This is a genomic window from Vibrio sinus (genome assembly GCF_023634645.1).
GTDB classification, from domain to species: Bacteria; Pseudomonadota; Gammaproteobacteria; order Enterobacterales; family Vibrionaceae; genus Vibrio; species Vibrio sinus.
Genome location: NZ_JAMKMR010000019.1, coordinates 46088 through 69370 on the forward strand (window position 1 = coordinate 46088; position 23283 = coordinate 69370).

Sequence of the window (23283 nt, forward strand, 5' to 3'; positions counted from 1 at the left end):
TACGGATTACATTGCATTTTGGGATCAGTTACAGGACAATGGCGCCCTTTCTGAAAGTTGATTAGAGAATAGAAATGCCAGCGATTCACCTAGCTAAAGGACGCGACAAATCCGTACGTAGAAAACACCCTTGGATATTTTCGCGCGGAATAGACAGAATAGATGGAGATCCACAACTTGGTGAAACCATAGACGTCTTATCTCACAAAGGTGAATGGTTAGCGCGCGCGGCATACTCACCACACTCACAAATACGAGCGAGAATCTGGACTTTCGATAAAAACGAAGCCGTTAATGCACAATTTTTCGAAAAACGCATTCGAGATGCCTATTTGATTCGACAAGAAACAATTGCACGCTCAAACCTGACAGGCTTTCGTTTAATTGCCGCTGAATCAGATGGTTTGCCAGGTATCACCATCGATAAGTATGATAGCTTCTTGGTTTGTCAGTTACTCAGTGCAGGTGCTGAGTACCAAAAAGACGCCCTAGTTCAAGCATTGATAGCTGTGTTTCCAGATTGTAACGTTTACGAACGTTCCGACGTTGCAGTGCGGAAAAAGGAAGGCCTTGAAGAGCGCACGGGCGTTTTGCACGGACAATCTCCAGACGAGCTACAATCGATCAATGAAAACGATTTAAAAATTCTCGTTGATATCAAACAAGGCCATAAAACTGGGTTCTATCTCGACCAACGGGATAGTCGTTTAGAGTCAATGAAGTACGTCAATAATAAAGAGGTACTTAATTGCTTCTCGTATACAGGTGCTTTTGGCCTTTACGCGCTGAAAGGCGAAGCGAAACGCGTGATCAATGTTGATGTTTCCCAACCAGCCTTAGATATTGCCAAGCAAAATGCATTAGCAAACAATTTTGATATTTCGAAAAAACGTGCAGTATTTTTAAATGCTGATGTATTCCAAGTATTGAGAGAGTACCGTGACCAAGGCACTCAGTTTGATGTTGTTATTATGGACCCGCCAAAGTTCGTCTCCAGTAAACAAAACCTGACCTCTGGCGCGAAAGGCTATAAAGACATCAACATGTTAGCCATGCAAATTTTAAAACCCGGTGGTACGTTGCTTACCTACTCTTGCTCTGGTTTGATGGATGCCAATTTATTCCAAAAAATCATCGCAGACGCGGCCCTTGACGCCAATCGCAGCGTAAAGTTTGTTGAACGATTCGAACAAGCCGCCGATCATGTTACCGATAGCGCATATCCCGAAGGTTTCTACTTAAAAGGTTTTGCTTGCAAAGTCTTGTAATGTTTTTGTATACCAACCCTGCTACTGTTGTTTATGTAAAGGGTAAATAAAGAGAAATACCATGAGTAAACTTACCGAAGATACCCAGGCAAACCTAGAACTGTTTGTCCAAGAGAGCAAATCTACCCAGCTAGTCTGGGGTCTACGAAATGAAGAAGGTTGGCTATCTTGCGAGTCCACTGAGTTCGAAAACAGTGAAGTCATGCCTTTTTGGTCTAACAAGGCAGACGCCGAGACACACAATGTCGAAGAGTGGGAAGAATTTGACGTTTTGGAAATTCCACTAGACATCTTTGTTGAAGATTGGCTTCTTACCCTAGCGGAAGATGGCGTGCTGATTGGAACCAACTGGAATGCTCAGTTAGATGGTAAAGAAGTTGAGCCGGAAGAGCTCGCTAAAATGTACGCCGAATAACTAATGTACGCTGAATAACAGCAACTCGAATCTTGCTACTAAAAAGCCAACCGCTGATCAATTCTGCTGTTGGCTTTTTACTGGGCGATTTACGCTTCGCCCTGAGCTTGCTTTCTTTTGACTTCCGCGCTAATTGACTCGCGGTTACTAAGATAATTGTCCAAGCCAGCTTTTCTTAGGCCGCACGCTGGACATTCTCCACAACCATCTCCAACTACGCCGTTGTAGCACGTTAAGGTTTTTTCTCTAACGTAAGACAAAGCTTGATATTGATCCGCTAACGCCCATGTCTCTGCTTTATCTAGCCACATCAAAGGCGTTTTAATATCCAGTTTCTTATCCATACCAAGGACAAGGGCGGAGTTCATCGCCTTTACAAATTCATCTCTACAATCTGGGTAACCGGAAAAGTCTGTTTCACATACGCCTGTAATGACCGTATCTGCACCAATTTGATAAGCGTAAATACCCGCCAATGTCAGAAACATAATGTTCCTTCCTGGCACAAAGGTATTTAAGAAACCATTTTCTTGCAGCTCATGGGACACTTCTATATTTTCACGCGTTAACGAGCTCGCCGCCAATTCACCGAGCAAGTTAACGTCCATGATTTTATGCGCTGAAACGCCAAGCTCTACGGCAATATTTTTAGCGACTTCAATCTCTAACTTATGTCTCTGTCCATAATCAAATGTAATGGCATGTACTTCATCGTACTCTTCTAATGCTTTGACTAGGCAAGTAGTGGAATCTTGCCCCCCACTAAAGACAACAACCGCTTTGTTCATTTTCGAATTCCTAACGTTTTTATTGGCTTACGCAATATTCAAATACTTATGTGTTTGAATAGACAAACGCCAATTTCTTTCAATGCATGTGTCTATGCACAATTTAGTCGCTCTATCTTTTTGACTAATGGGTTGCAGCGCAATGTCCACATTATCTTTTAGCTTTGAGCGAGATATCAACTCATCCAACTGATCGATATCTTTGGACGTGGCGACAGGATGTTTGATTTCATCTGCGCGCTCCATAGCGCTGGTTAGCACCGGTAGTTTACCTTTCATCGCGATCTTAGGTGACACTGTCACCCATGTATTGGCGGTGGCACGAATTTCAGATGTACCACTGGTTTCTATTTGGCATCGACAACCAATATTTTCAAACGCTTCTGTTAACAATGTTAAGTCATAGGTGCAAGGCTCACCACCAGTGATAACAATGTGTTTCGCACTGTACCCAGCTTCTCGATAGGCATTAATGATATCTTCTGCACTCACACTCGCCCACAAAGGCCCATCTTGGGTTTTGTTTAAGACTGATTCAAATGTACTGGCATCTTTAGGATCAGCGTCCCATGTTTGCTTAGTGTCGCACCAAGCACAACCCACAGGGCAACCCTGCATCCGCACAAATACGGACGGAACTCCAGTGAAGTTTCCTTCTCCTTGAATAGTCTGAAACATCTCATTAATCTTATACAATTTTCTGCCGATCCTAATCACACAATCTTGAGAAACGTGACCATAAAGGAGTACACGCCTGAGGTCAAATTTATCTGTTAAATGCTAGCAAAATCATTAAACTCGTTAGAGCAGTATCCTATTTTAGCCAATTATCCTGGTTATATCCCATTTATTCCGAGCCCTGCTCCTAGAGTAAATGAGGTACAGCAGGACAAAATAGCGGAGAAGTTATGTATAAGCTAGTTGCCCTCGATATGGATGGAACGCTCCTCAACGAACGAAAGGAAATCTCTCAACGTACCAAAGACGCCATTAGTCGTGCTCAATCGATTGGAGTCAAATTCGTTCTCGCTTCGGGACGGCCACTAGAAGGCATGCTGCCATACCTTGAACAACTTGGTATTCAAGGAGATAACCAGTTTGTGGTGCATTACAATGGCAGTTTAGTCACTGAGCTCGGATCAGGTGAAGTGATTTACCAACAAATACTTTCTGGTAAAAATGCAAAGGAAGTCCATGCTCTGGCTGAGCAATTAAAGTTACATTGTCACGCATTCAGTTTGACACAAGGCGCTATCACCCCTAAAGAGAACCCCTACTCTCAAATCGAGGCCAGAGTGAATGGTATAAAAGTCACGGAAGTTGATTTTGACGCTTTAGAAGACGAGCATCCAATCATCAAAGCTATGATTGTTGATGATGAAAGCAAACTAACCAATGCGATACCCCAGATTCCTGAATCGTTTAAGAAAACATACAACGTTGTTCGTAGTTCACGCCATTTTCTAGAGTTTCTAAATCCAAAAAGCAGTAAGGGCTTTGCACTGCAAGCCATTTCAAATCACACTGGAATCGACATACATCAAATGATCGCAGTCGGCGATGCTGAAAACGATAACCATATGATTGAGTTGGCAGGGTTAGGAGTGGCAATGGGTAATGCAATGGACTCAACGAAAGAGGTGGCTGACTATATTACGTTAACCAATGAACAGGACGGCGTGGCAAGCGTCATTGAGAAGTTTGTTCTTTAGGTTACAACGCTTTTCTGAGCCATCGAATGTGACCAGAAAACTGTAACTTATCGTAGAAGTGCTGGGCGGTTTGGTTAAACTCCCACACTTCAACAAATACCTGTTTTACCCCATATTCTTCAAAGCGCTCTTCTAGTTTTTCTACTAAAGCTTTTGCCACACCAAGATTTCGATAGTCCGTTTTTACATAGAGCTCATCGATACTGCCCATTTGCACAGGTTTACTCACTTCAGACACTAATTCACAAAAATGTCCAGTTATAAACCCAACAATTTGACTTTGTTCTTTTGCAACAAAAATAACGCACTCTGGGTTATTCAAATAGGATGCAATACTTTTTTCTTTCACCACCTCATCGGCAGACTTAAAGTGCTCTGGGCATTGAGCATGGTGCTCTTGGTGAAGATCGTACATAAGATTGTTCAGTTGATCTAAGTCAGTCGGCTGGGCAGATAGAATAGTAAAAAGCATGTGAGTTCCAAGTTAGGTTCCGCTAAAACCTAAAGGCCATTAACATTGGGAATGTCCCCTAATATTAACGGCCCTAGAAACGGAATCAACCGATATTACGTCGTGAACATTGACAAGAATTCATTGACGGGTAATGCTTCAAATTCTTCGTGATTCTTACATACACGCATGATTTGATCCACAACCTGTGCCGGATACAAGGTAGAAAGGTTTGTCTGCAGCTTGTTCTCTAGTACAGGAATGCCCTCTTCTCTTCTCCGTCGATGCCCAATTGGGTACTCAACACTGACTTCTTCAGTAGATGAGCCATCAGTAAAGAACACTTGAATCGCATTGGCGATAGAGCGCTTGTCTGCTTCAAGATATTCTCGGCTATAACGCTCTTCTTCAACGACGTGTATCTTATCTCTAAGTTCATCGATAAGCGGATTAGCACTGTGGAAGTCGTCTTCATAATGGTCAGCAGTAAGTGTACCTAGCATAAGCGGTACAGCCACCATGTATTGCAGACAGTGATCACGATCGGCTGGGTTGTTCAGAGCCCCTTGTTTGGAAATGATTCGAATCGCGGACTCATGAGTTTTTATGACTATTTTGTCAATTAAGTGGAGTTTATCTTTCACTTCTGGATGGAGTTTCACCGCACACTCTACAGCCGTTTGTGAATGGAATTCAGCAGGATAGGATATCTTCAGTAAGATATTTTCCATCACATAGCTTGAGTACGCTCGCTCAACCTTGAACGGCTTGCCATCAAACTGAACATCGTAAAAGCCCCATTTTGGTGCCGACAGCACTGATGGAATGCCCATCTCACCCTTTAGGGTAATCATAGCAAGGCGAACAGCGCGTGATGTTGCATCACCAGCTGCCCACGACTTACGCGACCCCGCATTTGGCGCATGACGATATGTTCTTAACGAACAACCATCAACCCAAGCTTGTGTTAACGCGTTAATCACCTGTTCGCGGTTACCACCAAGCATCTTGGTTACCACTGCAACAGAGGCCACTCTCACCAGCAAGACATGATCAAGTCCGACGCGATTATAACTGTTCTCCAATGCTAAGATGCCCTGAATTTCATAGGCCTTAATCATTGCGACAAGAACGTCTTTCATGGTTAATGGGTTTTCGCCTTTAGACAAGGATAGCTGGCTTACGTAGTCAGCAACGGCAAGAATCGCTCCAAGGTTATCCGAAGGGTGTCCCCACTCTGCCGCCAGCCATGTGTCATTGAAATCTAACCATCGAATCATACATCCGATATTAAATGCCCCTGTTACCGGGTCCAGTTTGTAGCTGGTTCCCGGTACGCTACACCCATACTGCACTGTTGTACCTGGCACGATTGGCCCCAAATGTTTTGTACATTCTGGAAATTTTAGGGCCAAGATGCCACAACCAATGGCATCGATTAGACAGTTACGCGCGGTATTAAAAGCTTCTTCGGAACAGATTTCGCTGTCCATCACATAGTCGGCAATATCAACTAACAGTTGATCAGGAGACGGCCGCACATTTTCATCAACATTTTGGTACACAGGTTTTTCCTTCACGTTTTGAACTATCTATTTTTAACTATCTATTTTCTATTGGTGTCCATGCTTGCAGGCTTGGACCAATATATTCGGCGCTTGGTCGAATAATTCGGTTATTTTCTCGTTGTTCAAAGATATGTGCCGCCCAGCCTGTTACACGACTCATCACAAAAATTGGCGTGAATAGTTTAGTTGGGATATCCATAAAGTGATAAGCAGACGCATGGAAAAAATCCGCATTGCAGAACAAGCCTTTTTCCCTTTTCATCACCGCTTCTACTCTTTCTGATACGGCGTAAAGAGACTGATCGCCCACATGTTGTGATAGCTTTTCAGACCAGTATTTGATTAGCTCATTTCGCGGATCAGACTCTTTATATATTGCGTGGCCAAATCCCATGATCTTTTCTTTACGAGACAACATGCCAAGAATGTTTGCCTCAGCTTCATCTGGTGTTTTCCAATCCTCGATCATCGCCATTGCAGCTTCATTCGCGCCGCCATGCAAATTGCCGCGGAGCGTCCCTATCGCAGCTGTGACACACGAATGAATATCGGACAATGTTGATGCACAAACACGCGCGGCAAATGTTGAGGCGTTAAACTCATGCTCAGCGTATAGAATCAGTGAGCAGTTCATCACCTGTTTAAACAGCTCTGATGGCTTGTCTCCAGAAAGTAGGTTAAGGAAATACCCTGCAATTCCATCTTCTGTCTGGTCTTCTGTATCAATTTTCACACCATCATGCGTATATCGATACCAGTAAGTAACCGCGGCTGGGAATACAGATAACATTCTTTCTACGTGATCGACTTGATCTGAAAAAGAGGTTTCTTGTTCAAGGTTACCTAACACTGAGCAAGACGTTCTCAGTACATCCATAGGGTGAGAGTTAGCAGGAAGGTTTTCTAGCACGCTTTTAAGTACGTCAGGTAAACCTCTTAACGATTTAAGCTTTTGCTTGTATTGGGCTAACTCAGATTCATTGGGTAAGTGACCACGTAACAGTAAGTATGCCACTTCTTCAAATTCAGCGTATTTGGCTAAGTCGGCAATATCATACCCACGATACGTAAGTCCGGTTCCAGATTGACCAACAGTACATAAGGCTGTTGTTCCAGCCGTTTGTCCACGTAGGCCTGTACTTTTATGTCCTTGTTCCATGTAAAACTCCTTCACTTAGAAGTTAATAAGATAGTGTTTTATTCGAATTGTTATCAGTAGACTTTGGGCATTACTTGTTAGAGAACAAATCGTCTAATGTTTGTTCATATTGGTGATAATTCAGGTGCTGGTATAACTCTTCGCGAGTTTGCATGTCTTTGAGTAGGTGTTGCTGAGTTCCTGTTGAGAGCAACTGCTGATAGATATTTTCTGCCGCTTTGTTCATGGCACGAAATGCACTCAGCGGATATAACGCCATATTTACACCACATGAAATGAGTTGCTGACGATCATATAAAGGTGTTTGACCAAATTCTGTGATATTGGCGAGTATTGGGACATGTTTTCCGAGAGCAGCGTCAACCTCTTGAGAAAAAATTTGATATTGCTCTAAAGAAGTCATGGCTTCTGGAAAGAGCATATCTGCGCCATTTTCTATGTAGGAAATGGCCCTTTGCACCATTTTATCGAACCCTTCAACGGACAAGGCATCCGTTCGAGCCATAATAACAAAGCTCTCATCGACTCTTGCATCAACAGCAGATTTAATGCGGTCGCACATTTCTTCAGCAGGAACCAGCGCTTTGTTTGGTCGATGGCCACAACGCTTTTGGCTAACTTGGTCCTCTATATGAACGGCTGCAACACCACTTTTTTCCATCTCTCTAATGGTCCTCGCGATACTAAACGTACCTCCGAAGCCCGTATCGATATCTACCAACAAAGGTAAGTCACATGCGTTGGTTATACGATTTACATCTGTAAGCACATCATTGAGCGTCGTGATGCCAAGATCTGGCACGCCATATGATGCATTGGCCACCCCACCACCAGATAGATAGATGGCCTTATGACCTACATTCTTTGCCATCATGGCACAGTACGGATTTACCGTACCGACAATTTGTACCAGATCGTTATTTTCAATTTCTTTTCTAAACTTGTCTCCTGGACTGAGTCCCATACCATTACTCCTTTCACTTGTATGTGGAATGAGCTAGGCTAATCTTTTATTTCGAGCTGTGCATTCTAAAGCGTGGCTGGATAATCTGATCAAGCGGAGAATTGCTTGATACATCACACTAATCGACTTCAAAACCAGCAAACTTACATTTTGAATGCAAAAATGGATTACCTTTATATAGAGAAAGCGAATTAAGTCTTTAAATCTACACGTGTTTGTTACTTAATCAGTCACTTGACTGGTTAATAAAATGAAATTTAGCGATCGTAAGTAACAGTTAGGATATATGTATGTCTGATAGGTATACCGCTTCAGCCAGTTCCATTTCTGCTAAAGATTACAAAGGGAAAGAACACAGTGTTACAGAGTTTACTGTCACTGAAGAACTATCGAAACCCTTTGAAATCAAGCTCACTTTAGTGTCGAGTACATTTGAAGTCAGCTCTCAGATAGGGCAAAAACTTACCGTTAATCGATATGACAACGAATCCGGCAGTTTAAAACTCTCTAGAAGCTACAACGGTGTCATCACGCATATTCAACAAACTGGCTTAGACTCTACTTTGCAATACACCAGCTATGAGATCATTCTTCGACCTTGGCTATGGTTACTCACTCAAACTCACGCTTTTCGCGTATATCAAACGAAATCAACGAAAGACATCGTCTCAGACATCTTTACCAATGCAGGCTTTAGTGGTTCTTTCAAAGTCAATAGCTTACCTTCGACCAAGCGAGAGTATTGCTTGCAATATAACGAATCAGATTTTGACTTTGTTTCTAGACTATTGTCAGAAGAAGGTATTCACTATTTTTTCGAGCACAGTGATGGTGACCATACCTTGGTGTTACAGGACGCAAAAAACCCATTTAGTAAATCAGATGTTGCCAAGTTCGATATGACAGAAACCAGGACGGGCTCCAACCCTCTTATTGAAAAGTGGATGCCAATGTCCGATTTTCATGGTGTCAGCATCGAACTCACTGCCTATGACTACTCTCAAACAAAATTGGTCTCAAGTAAAGCGAGTAAATCAAGCAACTCTGTGGGTAATAACTCCAAACTCACCGCTTTACATTATCCCACGCTAGGCATCACTGGCGATATGACGGATTTAGCAAGCAACTTGGTAAAAAGAAGAATTGAGCACATAGAGCAGTGCTATAGCCAAGTTAAAGCCACTTCCCAAAATGATTACTTTTATGTGGGTACTTGGTTCTCTCTAAGCAGTCATCTGGACAAATCTCAGCTTGGTGACTTTTTGGTGACCAAAATGACGACGAACTACGACCAAAATAACAACTGCACTAGTGAAGTCGAACTGATTTCAACCTCTACCCCACACTACCCTGATGTGTTACCTAAACAGCGGGTGCACGGACTGCAAAGTGCCGTTGTTGCTGGTTCTACAGCGGGGGATATTAACCAAGATGAACAAGGTCGAGTTAGAATACAATTTCACTGGGACACTGAGGCCAGTGGCGACAAAACCAGTTGTTATGTAAGGGTTGCACAGATGATGGCCGGCAGCAGTTATGGTACTCAGTTTGTCCCACGCGTCGGCCATGAAGTGTTGGTCGCTTTTATCGATGGTGATCCAGACCAACCTATCATCACAGGCAGTGTATACAACAGCAAAAACGCCCCGCCGTATGCAGAAGCAAATACGACCAAAACGGGTATGAGCACTAAATTACAAGGTGTGAGCAACGAGCTGTATTTTGATGATAAAAAAGACAATGAATTGGTGTATTTGCACGCGACCAAAGACTTAACACAAGAGATAGACAACAACCAGACCGACACTATCAAAGGTGAATATCAGCAGAGCGTCACCAAACAAATGACTATCTCTACCGAAGATAATTACTCCCTAACCTCTAGCAAAGATATTACTGAAAAAGCGCAAAATATTACGATTGAGGCCGATAGCTCCATTGAGCTAAAAGTAGGCTCGAGCAAAATAACCATGTCAACCTCATCCATTGCAATAGAAGCAACGAGTATAGATATCAAAGCCAGTAACGCGCTTAGCATGCAAGGCGTTACCGTTGAAAGTAAAGCGACATCTTCGAACAAAATTTCTGGTGCAACAACCGCACTAGAGGCACAAACCTCTAACTCGATTAAAGGATTGAGTATCACTATTGATGCACAAACTACCTTAAGCGCTCAAGGACAACTCAGTGCAGAATTCAAATCTGGGCTAAAAGGCACTTTTGATGGCGGTGTTTTAGGAGAGCTTAAAGGCGCTATAGTTAAGGTTAACTAACATGATATATAAAAAGATACCGTACAAGTCTGGTCTACAAATATTGAATCGCTTTAAAGCCTCGGAGGATGCCGTTGCTCTAATCACTGAAGATATGTCAGCGCCCGAATCTATTGAGAGCCTTAAACAGGCTGAGCTGAATTTTGATCTTATCCAGTTTCTTGCCCACGGGTTACCGGTTCGAGAGTCTATCTGGTGGGCTTCGCTTTGCCTTGACATGCGCAGCGATGTCTGGTCCCCTATTCAAATGCAATGCGTGAACACCGCACGTGATTGGGTAAAAAGTCCTAGTGAGGAACTCAGACGAAAAGCCGAGCTATTTGCGAATCGATTAGAGCAAAATTGTGGTCCCTCATGGCTAGCTCAAGCTGTATTTTGGAATGGGTCCGGAAGTATCGTCGCGGCGGATCTCCCAGTCGTTCTTCCCGACGCGCATTTGTATTCTAAAGCGGTTTCTGGCGCAGTAAACCACGCCGCTGCTTTGCCGCATTGGGATGGAACAAAAGAATATTACGAAAAAGCCATCAGTACCGCGTTAGATATCGCCGCTGGTGGCAATGGTAAGGAGGTCGAGGCATGACGTTACCTGCAGCAAGATTAACCGATATGCACGTTTGTCCAATGCAAACACCAGCTGTCCCCCCGATTCCACATGTGGGAGGGCCTATCATATCTCCAGGCGCTCCAACCGTGTTGGTAGCAAATTTGCCTGCCGCGACCATGGGTTGCATGTGCACCTGTGTAGGGCCACCAGATTCCATAATTAAAGGCAGCGCCACTGTCCTTTTTGCCAGTCAACCTGCCGCCCGCATGGGGGATACCACCTCTCATGGCGGAACGATCGTTGCGGGAATGCCAACGGTACTCATTGGCGGATAACCAACGCCAACCTACCACCTCTCCATTGCGAATTTTACTCTTAGTAATTTATCACTAAGAGTAAAATTTCATAAAAATACAAAGAAAGTAGACTCGCAGTTTTACCAATACATATGCTTCATACTTTCAGTACGTTAGGAGGCCAATTGTTAACAAATTGTAGTAATAACTGTTATTACCATTTAGAGCTATATTAAAAGCACCTTAGCGCACCTATTTCTCTCTTCAACTGTTACTTTAAGTATCAAAAGGTAGCGGGCTTGTTCTTATGATATTTATTATCCGATGGCTTAATTAACAATAAAAGTTGATAGGCCAGTGATTATTCTCCCACAATTATGAAATTGATCATAACAAACAATGATGCGCCGCACATAAAGTTTGTCAGTCACATTCAAATTATCCAAACGTTGCTATACTGTTCACTGTAACTTTTCTATTAATAATTTGTTTCTATTTTGTATTTTATAACTTGTAACGTTCACGGATATGCTAAGAACACGGTTTAGGTGACTGTCTCTAAACACACTCAATGGATTTCTACTAGATATGAACAAGCGACCTACTGATAGGGCTTACGCTTTGGCTAAGAACTGATGTACAGCAGTGTTTACTGAGAAAAATAATTAAACTTCAACTATTTAATACGGGAAATCTATGATAGATACGGAGAGTTTTTTAGCTCCAATTTCAGACGATGAGCCTTGTGGAAGCTACCTAAAGCTTGATAGAAGTGCTTATAGATCAATCAGAAACGCGTTTAATGCTGCTCAATCATCCTTCCGTCAGTTGGTCGAGACACCTGATGCATCTAACGATGAAACTCTGCTTGAAAATAACGCCAATAGTTGGGGACAATTAAGAGACATCACCGAAGAAGCTTTACTCAAAAAAACCAAAGATTTAGAAATCTTAGGTTGGTTCATCACTAGCCAACTGTTTACCAATGCCCCATTCGAAAATCTTGCCCAAAGTATTGGCCTTATTAGAGGTATGGTCGAGAAATATTGGCATGATCTCAACCCAAAACCACCAGAGGACAAGCTAAAGTCTACCGATGACGGTGGTCGCACTAAAGAATGGGCCGAATTTAGAATTAAGCCCCTTTTGCAGCTTGTTGGCGAAACACCTGAGTCAACATCCATTTATGTTCCTCTGCAAATGTTACCAATAATCGGTGACATCACCTACAGTGATTATCTACGGGCCGAGAAAAACGGCACACTCAACGCGTTAAAAGACCAAGCGAGATCATCTTATTCAAACGAATCTAGAGAGATTTTACTTCAACTATCGGAAGCCTATGTAAACCTTCAGCAATCAGAAAAATCCATCGCTGAAAAATGTAATGAAGATGGCGCTACCGCCCTCAGCTTTCGCTTTATCAAGGGGAATATTGAAGAGCTGATTAAAGCGATTCAATATCTAGTTGGAGAGAAAATCCGCCCTTGGCCACTTGATAACGAATACCGCGTTCTGACTGAACAACCTAGTGCAGATAACACTGACGCAGTTGACACTTCATCTCAGCCAGATCAGACACAGAACACTCAAAGTAACGAACAAGCGACGGTGACCGTCGCAGCCATTGCACCTGGTGAAATTTTAAATAGAGACCACGCATTTAAAGAATTGAGAAAAATTTCTGAATATTTCAAAGAAACCGAGCCGCACAGTCCGATTTCGTTTCTATTGGAGAGAGCAATTCGCTGGGGGTATTTAAGCCTACCCGAGCTTTTCTCCGAAATGATGGGTTCAGAAAACTCCTCTCTCAATCATATCAACCAACTCACTGGTATGGATAACCTTGAAACAGTCGATTTAAGTAGTATCTCTATCCACGATACACCAATTCGAAAGCGAAGATCAGCTGAACAACCAGATTCGCTTACAACAGCAAGTAGCAATGAACAAACCAAATCTACAGACTTCGGAACAACTGAAACAACATCTGAAGAATCCGAACCTTCACCATCTGATGATTCATCAGGTTTTGAATGGTAATTAACTGCAATCTAATAAGAGGAACACAATATGGCTGGATTATATATGACTATTGATGGCTATACCCCAAAAGGCGCAGCAACAGTCGAAGATATTGGAGGTAAGAAAAACTTAATTGCTATTGATTCGCTTTCATGGTCTGCAGTTCGTGGCGTAGGAATCGATGTAGGTAACGCCAATAACGCTGACCAAGGTATGGTGGCGTTAGGGGAAATTAACTTTTCTCGCGGTGCAGATGGCGCATCTCCTTACCTCACTACTTTCCTATATTCACCAGGTGACACAGGTAAAAAAGTCGAATTCGTCGTAAGTAAGCCAGACCGTGGTGGTAAAGGTATGGTCCCTGTCATGCTTATTACCTTAACTGAAGCACGTGTTTCTAGTTATAACATGGGTTGTAATGACGGTTCTCTACCTTCCGAGAGTGTTAGTTTAGTCTATTCTACTATCACAAAAGCTTACTATTACGAAGATGAAGGCGGCAAAATCACGAAAGGACCAGAAGTGGCCTTTGATGTACCTAAAGGACAAGCAACTTCATTAGCAAGCTAATTGAATTAAAGGAGTAATACCGTGGCACTAAACTCCCAACATAAACGCGTAAGTAAAAACCGTGTAAGTATTACTTATGACGTGGAAACTAATGGCGCATTAGAAACCAAAGAGCTCCCCTTTGTTGTTGGGGTGATTGGTGACTATTCTGGACATAAGCAAGATAAGGAAGATTTAGAAGACCGCACGTTTTATAACCTAGACAAAGATAACTTTGATGCGGTTATGAAACGTGTTGGTCCTGAACTCACCTTAAAAGTGGACAATGTCTTAGCGGACGATGACAGCCAGTTCGAAGCGGCTCTTAAATTCAACTCGATGAAAGACTTCAAACCAGAAGCCATCGTTGAACAAGTAGAACCGTTGAAGAAACTGGTTGAAACTCGAAACCAACTCAAAACTTTACTTTCAAAGTCTGATCGTTCTAGAGATTTAGAAAAGCTCTTAAAAGAAGTTCTACAAAGCGCAGATACCATCAATGCTTTGTCAGATGAGCTTGGAATCAACAAAGAAGGAGGAGATGAGTAATGAGTGCAGAAACCGAAAACCAAGGACAAGGGGAAGCTGCAGAAGGCTCAGTAAGCTTTTTGGATCGCGCGATCAGCGCGACCACTCAAACCCCTGCTGATACAACCAAAGAGCTTTTCTCTGTACTGGCTGAGCAAGCACTCTCAGGCACGGTGACTTGGGACAAGAACGTCACTTTAACCATAGAAAATGCTATTTCTGAAATTGACAAGAAACTGTCCAAGCAGTTATCTGCCGTGATGCAACAAGATGACTTCCAAAAGCTTGAAGGGTCTTGGCTCGGTTTACAAAAGCTGGTCAAAGAGAGTGAGCTAGGTAGCAGCCTAAAAATCAAAATGGTGGACTTCTCACAAGACGAATTGCTAGAGCAATTTGAAGATGCACCAGCGATTGATCGTAGTCCACTATTCAACGCCTTGTACCAAGATGAGTTTGGTACCGCAGGTGGCGAACCCTATGGCACATTTATTGGTGATTATGAATTTAGCGCAAAAGACGAAGATGTTGCTCTGCTTCGCTACATGGGTGAAGTAGCTGCTGCGTGCCATTCTCCCTTTATCGCTGCCGCCAATGCTCAAATGTTCGAATTCGATGACTTCACCACGTTTGACGAACACAAACCCGTCGCTGCTGGGTTTGACTCACCAGCGTATGCTGCATGGAATTCGTTTCGCGAAAGTGATGACGCTCGATACGTTACATTGACTCTGCCAAGAAGCATGGCTCGCCTGCCTTACGGCGAAAAAGGACTCGGTACCGATCTGTTCCATTATGAAGAGCTTGATACTGATATGGACGGCAATCCGAAACCTAAGAATAACGGTGAATTAGTTTGGTCTAACGCAGCCTATGACTTAGGACTAAAAATGACGCAAGCCTTTACCGCATTTGGCTGGTGTACAGCAATTCGTGGCCTAGACAATGGTGGTAAAGTAGAAAACCTTCCAAACTTAACTTACAAGACTGAAGCTGGCGATCTTGTTCAACAATGCCCAACAGAAGTCAACCTCACAGATGAACGTGAGAAAGAGTTAAGTGACTTAGGTTTCTTGCCTTTAGTTCACTACAAAGCCTCTAATTACGGTGTCTTTATTGGTGGACAAACTACGCAAAAACCGAAGACGTATACGGACCCAGATGCAACCTCAAACGCAGCCATCTCTGCTCGACTACCCTACATCATGGCAAGTGGACGTATTGCCCACTACCTAAAAGTAATGGGTCGTGACTGGTTGGGTTCCAACCTAGAAGCCGATGATGTGAAGCAAAGGCTACAGTCTTGGATCGATCAATACACCAATGCCGGTGCCATTGGTAATGAACAGAGATCAAAGACCCCACTTGCTGAATCTTCCATATCTGTCGTAGAACAACCAGGTAAACCAGGTGCCTATTCCGCGGTAGCACACCTTAGACCATGGCTACAACTCGAAGAGCTTACTACTTCGGTTCGTATGGTCGCAAAAATTCCTGGCGGTTAATATTTACAACTAACAGTGACACGGCCGGAGCAATCCGGCCGTATTTTCTATGCAGCTAAATAGTCAATGGTTAGACGCTTTTAATCAATTAGACAGTAAAGATGACGCTTTTATGTTAGAGGCGTTTTCTTTGCTTTCAAAATTGGATGAAAACATACTGAACGGGCCATTTCATGCTCGTTCCGTGGTTGCTCGTTTGATTTCCAGACTTGATCGACTGCTATCTACTCAGTTAGATAGCATACTCCACCACCCCGACTTTCAAAGACTAGAACGTAACTGGTTAGGATTAAAAGGACTAGCTTCTCTGCCAGTTAACTACCAAAAGACCAACTTGAAATTAATTGATATGAGTTGGCATGAAATATCCGACGATCTCAACCAAGCCTACAACATCCGCAGTAGCTCACTCTACAACAAAATTGGCAATAAAGAATTAAATACATTAGGTGGCACACCATTTGGCTGTATCGCGTTTACGCATTCCATATCATTAGAAATGGAATTCGATGCAAGCTTTGATGATCTTTTCACCCTAGAACTCATTGGTAAGCTTGGTGAAGCCACGCTATGTCCTATGGTCATTTCACCCGGTCGTAACTTTTTCGTCAACAACGAAGCGGATTGGTTATCCGATATTGAGCGGATTGAAAAAATCCTTAGCAGCGCAGATTACGAAGCTTGGCAAGACGTTCGATCAAAGTCCTACGCTAGGTTTCTAGGTATCGTTCTACCCAATATTCGGATGCGCAGTTGTTACAAAAATGCCAAGGTAGGCTTTATTTACAACGAGTCAGGCGCAGGACTTTACGGCAAAGCCGTGTTTCCATTTTTATCAACCGTGATGAGAGAACACCATAGAGTCAACTGGTTTGGCTTTCTAAAGTCTCGGTGGAATGGCAAACGCCAAGGCGCAGTGATCAACTTACTTAGTAAAAACCTTTCTTGTGAATATTTAGAATCTCCACTCACGGACGTTAATTTGTTTGGCCAGCTCTCCACATTTTATTCCCAACAAGGGTTTATTCCGCTAACCAAAAGCCCCTTGACTGAAAAATACTTTTTTAATGGGAACAACTCTATCTGGCTCAACAATGGCAGCGACAACGACAAAGTACTCGGTCAACTTCAAACCACGATGATGTGCTGTCGTGTGGCGCATTACTTGAAATGTCAGGTCAGGGAAATGATAGGCAGTTTTAACAGCGCTGCGGAGTGTGAAAGCTTTCTCACCCGGTGGGTTGAGAAGTTTTCCAGCAACGTATCCTTTGCAACTGAAGAAACATTATCAAGGTATCCCCTTAGTTTCGCAAAAGTGACCGTGACTGAATCAGTCACCCAACCTGGAAGTTTCGCCTGTACTCTTAGAATCGCGCCTCAATATCAATACGATTACTTTAACGGCGAAGTGGTATTAACCACCGAATTAAATGAGGCAGAATAGATGAGTTTTTATAACACATTTTTATCTGATAATAAGTTAGGCCAAGATCCCCGAGAAATCGATGATATCCGTTACAACCTGACGAGACTGTTTGAAAGTGAAGCCTCTCTCATCGACTTCGATGATCGACTTACCCAAATAAACCGTTCCAATTTTCGCTTCGGAATCGAAGACTCACAATTACTAAGCGCAAGTATCGAACCCACCCAGTTGGCAGTGAGATTATCAACGCTTATCTCAGCATTTGAACCAAGACTTAGCAATGTCACCGTTGAGCTTACCGAACGTAAACAAGGAGAAAACTCTATCTCTTTTAATATATTAGCGACAGTTGTTTCTGAGTTTGGTGAAAACGAGTTAGTATTTGAATCTAAAATTGCACTCAATGATCTTGCCGCAACGTTAGAGGAGGATAGTTATGACTGATCCCCTGTTAAGGTATTATGAACAAGAGCTGGCTTTCGTTCGCCGTTCGCTCGGTCAATTTGGCCAAGAGTACCCTTCTCATGCTGAAAGCTTGAATATTCATCAGGGGACAATCGAAGATCCCAACATGGCGCGACTACTGGATGGGGTTGCATTGCTTAATGCAACGGTAGTTAAGCAGCTTTCTGATCAGCTCCCGGAAGTCATCAACGGATTACTCGGCGTCCTTTACCCTTCTTATATCCAAACCGTACCGAGTGTCGCATATTTGCAGTTACATACAGAAGATGAACCTATAGAGACGGCCACCCTACCCTCGGGCTCTCAGTTTATCGGCACGGTTAACGAAACGGAATGTACCTTTAGCACCGTTGATGAACTTCATATTGCTCCCTATTTTATTACGCATATCTCTGCGTTGAGCGCACCCTTTAACTTCAACCGGCCAAAAGAAGCCGATCAAAGTTCGGCGGTCATACAAATCTCCCTCTCCACTGGCGATCCTGAAATACTCTTTAGGCACCTTGATATCGGTGATCTCGATATTTTTGTGCAAGGTTTTGAAAATAATGCCGATTCTTTGGTCGAGCTCATGCTCAGCAATACGACCTGTATTTCTATCTCTGATATTGAATGTGTCAATCACATCACGGTAGATAGCCAACGGATGAAAAACCGTATCAGCGACATGAGCTTTAAGTTTTTGCCTGAACACGGTAACCAATTCTCTGGATACCAACTGCTCAGCGAGTTTTTCTTCTTTAAAGAAAAGCGGCAGTTTTTCCGCCTAAAAGGTTTCAAAGATTATTGTACCGCGCTCGATACTTCTGAAGTGGTTGTCAACCTGTTCATGTCCTCACTCCCTTCTGAGTTTATGAGGCTTTTTAACAAAAACGTATTCAAGCTTAATGTCGTACCAGCCATCAATTTATTCGAACATACCGGTGAGCCCGTCACCTATGACCAAAGGCAGCTCTCTATTCCCATTAACGCAGACTCCCATAGTGATAACTACATCGAAGTTGTTGAAGTGCTGGACGTCTACGAAATTACCCCGACAGGGGAGAAAATACTCACTCCGGTATTTAGAGAAAAATATCACGCCGACAAACTAAGAGATTCTTGGCAATCGAAGAAAGATTCCAATGGTGAATTCTGTGTTTCTATTACTCTAAACAAGCAAACAGGGACAGAATTTAACAAACTGTATGGCACTCGCTTACTATGTACCAACGGCAAACAAGCCTGTGCCGTTGATGGTGTACTTGAATGCCAAGAAAGTATTGATTTGCCGGGAGAGTTCTCAACCATTTACCCCCCATCAGCACCAATAGAAAAAGAACGTGATCAGAACGTACATTGGCAATTCATTGGCCTGATGAACTGTAACTTCTCTTCACTACTGCAAGCAGAAAACGCCACCGATACGCTCAAGCAGATGTTAAGCCTTTGCAGTCGAGAGCAAGTGCCATCAAGTGAAATTCAAATGATTCGTACCGTCACATTTAAGTCACAGGTATCTGCTATACGTATTTTGGGCCAGAACGTTTTCTCGCCCGGTACGGAAATAGAAATTACACTTGATACTTCAGGCCCTTACTTATCTTTTAGTGACGTTCTAAACCGGTTTTTCCAACAGTTTTGCAGTTTTGACCGATACGTACAGCTGAAGATAAGGATCTATGGCCGTGATGGCATTGCTAGAGAGTACCCCAAAATCCATGGTAGCCAGCAAAGCCTTTAACATTGGAACTAAGTGTCGAGTAACCCTTTATGAGTTTTGTTAAAGATCTAACGATACAACCAAAACGATATGATTTTACTCAGGCGATGAGGCTGTTATATCGCTTTAAAAAACTGAACCCGAATCAGATCGAGCTACAGCTAAAAGCTGAGGCCATGCCGACAGGTAATCCTGAAGAAATTCAGTACTTTTCACTCAAAAACAACAAAGCCAAACTTAGGTTGGCGATGGAAGCCTTGTCCGGAGCTAAAGGGGTCATTCCAAACTATATCTTTGAAGAATTGCTTGCGGCACTGCACCGAGAAGATCACGCCTTAAAAGACTTTCTAGATGTGTTCAACCAACGTCATTTTGAAATTGTTTACAGAGCAAACATCAAAAAATGGCTTCTGCTTGAACAGGAGCAAGTGCCAGATTTAGTGGGCTTACTTGATCACCTTGCCAACTTAGACACCAAGTATGACTTTCTGCAATATGCTTTGCTACTCAGCAAACCAAGCCGAAGTCTGGGTGTGTTAAATCAAATCTTAAATGACTATTTTCCGTATTCAACCAAAGTTAAGTGCAAAACGCATGAACGCCGACAACTGCCGTTGGATTCACTGACCCGGCTAGGCCAAGCTGAACACTTCAATAGTAAAATCGGTCAGGGCTTTTTGATCGGTAATACCTGCCTTGCCCAATACAATCATATTCAATTGTTCATCACCCCGAAAACAAGAGTCGAGTTTGAAGAGATCCAAGCTGACAAGGCATTGGCAAGTTCGATGCTCGAGCTCACTCAGCATTATTTGAGGGACAACACACCAATATCTATCTATTTAATCGTTAAGCGTTCTTACTTAGAACGCCCTTTGCTTTCTGCGCACGCCGCAAAAGCCGCAAGATTGGGAGAAGTCGACTGTCTAGCTCCTGAAAGAAATCCAAACGAGACTGTAAAGATACTGCTTAAATAACAACTTAGAAATACGAACCAGCTTATCGAGCTACAAGGAGCATTGATATGACCCAGGTAACCCTAACCAATTTAGTTGGCAAACTGTCACCGGAATTAAAGCAAGCGCTTGAGTCTTCCGCTGGCGCTGCTATGAACCAGGGCGTGGCAGCTATCGAAGTGGAACATTGGTTGTTGCAACTCATTTCCCAAAACGACGAAAAATTAGTCGCACTATTCGACTCACAAAAGATCTCTCAAGATACGGTAGTGAATGAGCTAACCACAAAAATAGCGCAGCTAACCAAAGGCAACGAAGGACAGCCTACTTTAAGTCACGCGTTAACTGAGCTGATAAAAGATGCTTGGATGATAGCCTCGGTCAACTATGGTCATGGACAAATTGTAAGCTTGCACCTCATTCAGGCACTTATCCAACAAAATGTTCTAGGGGTTAAGACGCTTCAATTAGAGAGCCTAGAAAACGTTTCTCTTGAGTCCTTACAAGGTCTTATCAGCAAGACACCAATTGTTAGAGCATCGACGGGCGGTAGTGCTGGCGCATCAGCGGATATGACCCCAAGTGGTAATGATGCACTGAGTAAATACACCATTAACCTCACTCAACAAGCGTTAGATGGCAAAATTGATCCAATCTCAGGGCGAAACGCCGAAGTGCGCAAAGCCATTGATATCCTTTGTCGTAAAAGACAAAACAATCCTATCATCGTTGGTGAACCAGGTGTCGGTAAAACGGCAATTGTCGAAGGGTTAGCACTAAGAATCGCTGCAGGTGACGTCCCAGGCGCAGTTCAGGGAGTTCAAATTCACTCTCTCGATCTTGGTCTGCTACAAGCAGGAGCCAGTGTAAAAGGTGAATTCGAAAATCGCTTAAAAGACGTCATCAATGAGGTTAAAAACTCTGATGTACCTATTATTGTTTTCATCGATGAAGCTCACACACTTATTGGTGCAGGTGGCGCAGCAGGACAAAATGATGCAGCCAACCTACTGAAGCCCGCCCTTGCGCGAGGAGAATTTAAGACCATAGCCGCGACAACTTGGGCTGAGTACAAGAAATACTTTGAAAAAGATCCAGCGCTGACTCGTCGCTTCCAATTAGTGACTTGTGAAGAGCCGAATGCAGAAGATGCAATGCAAATGCTTCGCGGTATAGCGGCGTCTCTACAAGAACACCATGGTGCCTTTATCGCGGAGTCCGCCATTGAAGCCGCCGTACATTTATCGATTCGCTATTTACCAAGCCGTCAACTCCCTGACAAAGCCATCAGCCTTCTTGACACAGCAAGTGCTCGCATCGCTTTGACTCAAGGTGCTAAACCTGAAGTCATAGAAAGCTTAGAGCAAACTATACGCTACCAAGAAAATGAAAAAGCCGCACTGGAAAAAGAAGAAGCGCTATTTAGTAACAGTGCTGAGCAAATTAAAGAAATCACCAGCGAGCTTGAAGCCAACCAAGCAACATTGGAAAAGCTTCAAGAACGATGGGAAAAAGAAGTCGAGCTGGTTGATCAAGTTAAGCTTGTTCAACAAGAAATTACTGAACAGCAATTGGAAGGCAATGTAGATAAAGCCAAGCAAGACGAGCTCAATAAGCTGTTAGATAAGCTCGAAGAGTTGCAAGGTGAAGAGCCGCTGGTCAACGCCATGGTTGACGCCAACACCATCGCTCAAGTCATTGCGAGCTGGACTGGTATCCCTGTCGGCAACATGATGAGTGATGAAATCGCAAAACTGCTCACTCTGGAAGAAGAACTTAACAAACGAGTGATCGGTCAAGATGTTGCCAAACAAGAGCTAGCGAAAGCCATTCGTATATCGCGTGCAGGCCTAACAGACGCAAGAAAACCGATCGGCGTATTCTTAATGTGTGGCCCTAGTGGTGTGGGTAAGACAGAAACCGCCATGGCGCTGGCCGAGCAACTGTATGGAGGTAATAACGATCTCACCATCATCAACATGACCGAATTTAAGGAGGAGCATAAGATATCTATGTTACTTGGCTCCCCAGCTGGCTATGTTGGATTCGGTGAAGGCGGCGTGTTAACAGAAGCCATACGCCGTAACCCCTACTCGGTTCTGCTGTTAGATGAAATGGAAAAAGCACACCCTGGTGTTCATGATCTCTTCTATCAGATTTTCGATAAAGGCCACATCAAAGACAGTGAAGGTCGCAATGTGGATTTCAAAAACACCATTATCATTATGACATCCAACGCAGCCGACCAAGCTATTTGTGATGTTTGTGCCGACGCTTCTGAAAAAGTAGACAACGACGAACTGTTAGAAGCCATCAGGCCAGATTTACAACGATACTTTAAGCCTGCGTTTCTTGGTCGTACAACTATCGTGCCTTACTACCCTCTTAACGATGACGAACTGAGCAAAATCACCGAGATTTCCCTCAACCGCATCAAGAAAAAAATCGCAGAGCAATATCAAGCAAGCTTTACCTGGGATGATGCTTTCATTGAATTCGTTGTAGGGAGAAACACCGACCCAACCACGGGAGGCCGGGCCGTTGAGCAAATCATTAACCGCTCTCTAATGCCAAAACTGGCAGAAGAATGTATCGGTAGGTTAAGTCGAAAAGAACCTATTACTCAAGTTTCTGTATCGGCGTCAAACAACGGTGAAGACTTTGAGTTAAATATCAGCTAAAAATGGACTAA

General features: G+C 43.3%; 20 protein-coding genes and 1 pseudogene. 15 read left to right on the forward strand and 6 right to left on the reverse strand.

Features of this window, described 5'->3' with window-relative positions; all coding sequences use genetic code 11:
• Positions 1-74 precede the first annotated feature (74 nt).
• A complete protein-coding gene (locus M9194_RS17040; protein WP_250613890.1) occupies positions 75-1268 on the forward strand; it encodes a class I SAM-dependent methyltransferase in 1194 nt (397 codons plus the stop codon).
• Positions 1269-1329: 61 nt separating this feature from the next.
• Positions 1330-1683 carry a DUF2750 domain-containing protein gene (locus M9194_RS17045; protein WP_250613891.1) on the forward strand — a complete coding sequence of 118 codons (354 nt, stop codon included), beginning with the start codon at positions 1330-1332 and terminating at the stop codon, positions 1681-1683.
• Positions 1684-1772: 89 nt separating this feature from the next.
• Here M9194_RS17045 and queC read toward each other — a convergent pair.
• A pseudogene (queC, locus tag M9194_RS17050) lies at positions 1773-2480 on the reverse strand (7-cyano-7-deazaguanine synthase QueC); the annotation flags it as partial.
• An 18-nt stretch (positions 2481-2498) separates the two neighbouring features.
• On the reverse strand, positions 2499-3167 hold the full coding sequence (gene queE, locus M9194_RS17055) for a 7-carboxy-7-deazaguanine synthase QueE (RefSeq protein WP_250613893.1): 669 nt from the start codon (positions 3165-3167) through the stop codon (positions 2499-2501).
• A 212-nt stretch (positions 3168-3379) separates the two neighbouring features.
• On the opposite strand from queE, the gene M9194_RS17060 reads away from it, so the two are divergent.
• Positions 3380-4183 carry a Cof-type HAD-IIB family hydrolase gene (locus M9194_RS17060; protein WP_250613894.1) on the forward strand — a complete coding sequence of 268 codons (804 nt, stop codon included), beginning with the start codon at positions 3380-3382 and terminating at the stop codon, positions 4181-4183.
• A 1-nt stretch (position 4184) separates the two neighbouring features.
• Here M9194_RS17060 and M9194_RS17065 read toward each other — a convergent pair whose 3' ends face one another.
• The 4 genes from M9194_RS17065 to prpB all read right to left on the reverse strand — a co-directional run bounded on the left by M9194_RS17065 (position 4185) and on the right by prpB (position 8325).
• Positions 4185-4655, reverse strand: coding sequence for a GNAT family N-acetyltransferase (locus tag M9194_RS17065; RefSeq protein ID WP_250613895.1), 471 nt, complete (start codon positions 4653-4655; stop codon positions 4185-4187).
• A 95-nt stretch (positions 4656-4750) separates the two neighbouring features.
• On the reverse strand, positions 4751-6199 hold the full coding sequence (locus M9194_RS17070) for a bifunctional 2-methylcitrate dehydratase/aconitate hydratase (protein WP_250613896.1): 1449 nt from the start codon (positions 6197-6199) through the stop codon (positions 4751-4753).
• A gap of 37 nt (positions 6200-6236) precedes the next feature.
• Positions 6237-7361: a bifunctional 2-methylcitrate synthase/citrate synthase gene (prpC, locus tag M9194_RS17075; RefSeq protein WP_250613897.1), complete on the reverse strand. Its 1125-nt coding sequence runs from the start codon at positions 7359-7361 to the stop codon at positions 6237-6239.
• A gap of 70 nt (positions 7362-7431) precedes the next feature.
• Positions 7432-8325: a methylisocitrate lyase gene (gene prpB / locus M9194_RS17080; protein ID WP_250613898.1), complete on the reverse strand. Its 894-nt coding sequence runs from the start codon at positions 8323-8325 to the stop codon at positions 7432-7434.
• Between the two features lie 290 nt (positions 8326-8615).
• Between prpB and M9194_RS17085 the strand changes: the two genes are divergently transcribed.
• From M9194_RS17085 to tssH, 12 genes are all read left to right on the forward strand, one after another.
• A complete protein-coding gene (locus M9194_RS17085) occupies positions 8616-10598 on the forward strand; it encodes a type VI secretion system Vgr family protein (RefSeq protein WP_250613899.1) in 1983 nt (660 codons plus the stop codon).
• A 1-nt stretch (position 10599) separates the two neighbouring features.
• Entirely contained in the window at positions 10600-11178 is a 579-nt protein-coding gene (locus M9194_RS17090; RefSeq protein WP_250613900.1) for a DUF6931 family protein, read from the forward strand.
• Positions 11175-11477, forward strand: coding sequence for a PAAR domain-containing protein (locus M9194_RS17095; protein ID WP_250613901.1), 303 nt, complete (start codon positions 11175-11177; stop codon positions 11475-11477). The genes M9194_RS17090 and M9194_RS17095 overlap by 4 nt, the downstream gene beginning before the upstream one ends.
• Positions 11478-12134: 657 nt before the next feature.
• Positions 12135-13481: a type VI secretion system protein TssA gene (locus M9194_RS17100; protein WP_250613902.1), complete on the forward strand. Its 1347-nt coding sequence runs from the start codon at positions 12135-12137 to the stop codon at positions 13479-13481.
• A gap of 30 nt (positions 13482-13511) precedes the next feature.
• A complete protein-coding gene (locus M9194_RS17105; RefSeq protein WP_250613903.1) occupies positions 13512-14033 on the forward strand; it encodes an Hcp family type VI secretion system effector in 522 nt (173 codons plus the stop codon).
• A 21-nt stretch (positions 14034-14054) separates the two neighbouring features.
• Positions 14055-14561, forward strand: a complete 507-nt coding sequence (tssB, locus tag M9194_RS17110; protein WP_250613904.1) for a type VI secretion system contractile sheath small subunit — start codon at positions 14055-14057, stop codon at positions 14559-14561.
• Positions 14561-16042, forward strand: a complete 1482-nt coding sequence (tssC, locus tag M9194_RS17115) for a type VI secretion system contractile sheath large subunit (RefSeq protein ID WP_250613905.1) — start codon at positions 14561-14563, stop codon at positions 16040-16042. Before tssB ends, tssC begins: the two co-directional genes overlap by 1 nt.
• Positions 16043-16091: 49 nt before the next feature.
• Positions 16092-17486 carry a type VI secretion system contractile sheath domain-containing protein gene (locus M9194_RS17120; RefSeq protein ID WP_250613906.1) on the forward strand — a complete coding sequence of 465 codons (1395 nt, stop codon included), beginning with the start codon at positions 16092-16094 and terminating at the stop codon, positions 17484-17486.
• Entirely contained in the window at positions 17487-17912 is a 426-nt protein-coding gene (locus M9194_RS17125) for a GPW/gp25 family protein (protein ID WP_250613907.1), read from the forward strand.
• On the forward strand, positions 17905-19656 hold the full coding sequence (gene tssF, locus M9194_RS17130) for a type VI secretion system baseplate subunit TssF (RefSeq protein WP_250613908.1): 1752 nt from the start codon (positions 17905-17907) through the stop codon (positions 19654-19656). The genes M9194_RS17125 and tssF overlap by 8 nt, the downstream gene beginning before the upstream one ends.
• A gap of 29 nt (positions 19657-19685) precedes the next feature.
• Entirely contained in the window at positions 19686-20612 is a 927-nt protein-coding gene (locus M9194_RS17135; RefSeq protein ID WP_250613909.1) for a type VI secretion system baseplate subunit TssG, read from the forward strand.
• A gap of 47 nt (positions 20613-20659) precedes the next feature.
• Positions 20660-23272: a type VI secretion system ATPase TssH gene (gene tssH / locus M9194_RS17140; RefSeq protein WP_250613910.1), complete on the forward strand. Its 2613-nt coding sequence runs from the start codon at positions 20660-20662 to the stop codon at positions 23270-23272.
• Positions 23273-23283: the final 11 nt, after the last annotated feature.